The sequence below is a fragment of the Vibrio sp. 1288 genome (assembly GCF_033344475.1).
Genome location: NZ_JAWPOX010000249.1, coordinates 1 through 905, shown reverse-complemented (window position 1 = coordinate 905; position 905 = coordinate 1). Strand labels below are relative to the sequence as shown.

At 45.7% G+C, this 905-nt stretch carries 1 protein-coding gene; it reads left to right on the top strand.

What is annotated here, in order from left to right; translation table 11 throughout:
- A partial coding sequence (locus R8O11_RS26015) for a glycosyltransferase family 4 protein (protein ID WP_318194712.1) occupies nt 1-775 on the top strand: 775 nt, incomplete at its 5' end.
- Nucleotides 776-905: the final 130 nt, after the last annotated feature.

The following is a 905-nucleotide window of genomic DNA, read 5'->3' as shown; positions in this document are numbered from 1 at the left end:
GAGTGTACTGCACACTCACGGCTACAAGGCGAGCATACTGGCTCGCACCGCCAAACTGCTCACTCGCACTTTTCCGCGTTTGGTCTCAACTTATCATGCAGGTGAGTCGTCATCGGGCAAACTGTGGCTTTACGACGGGTTGGACAGATGCTCAGGCTATCTCTCGGATCACTGCTTTGCAGTAAGCAAAAATATTCAAGATAAAGTGCTCTGCCCCTCGCAACTACTCAACAACTTTGTCGCGTTACCAAGCATGAACAACCATTATCAAGAGATCTCGTTTGTTGGTCGCTTAAGCCATGAAAAAGGCGCAGATCAATTTATCGAGTTAGCAAAAGCCTGCCCTGATTATCGCTTCTCTATCTATGGCGATGGGCCTGAGCGACAAAACTTAGAGACAACCGCACCAGCGAATGTCATTTTTCATGGTCATCAAACAGACATGAACGCGGTATGGGAAAATATCAGCGTATTGATGATCTCTTCTCGCTTCGAAGGACTACCCATGGCGGCACTTGAGGCAATGGCACGCGGCATTGTGGTGATCAGTCTAAAGGTCGGACGTTTACCCGACATCATTCAAACAGGCAACAATGGCTTTATTGCCGATGATGTCCCCGCTCTCGCGCTCAATCTACAGTACTGGATGGCGATGGAGAAAAGCCAACAAGAACGAATCCGTAAAAACGCACGCCAAACGATCGTAGAACAGTTTTCAACAGAGAGCGTTATTCCCGTATTGCTAACGCAATATCAAATTGAGATGGATAACTAACCCATATTGGTTCTCAAATTGAGAATTTGTCTCGCTGCCTCTTTGTTTTCATTTCCTCATCTATACATTTCAATCACTTAAACCAATAGCATATTTTGGCATCTCGGTTGCAGTAGTCGAATTAGATTAA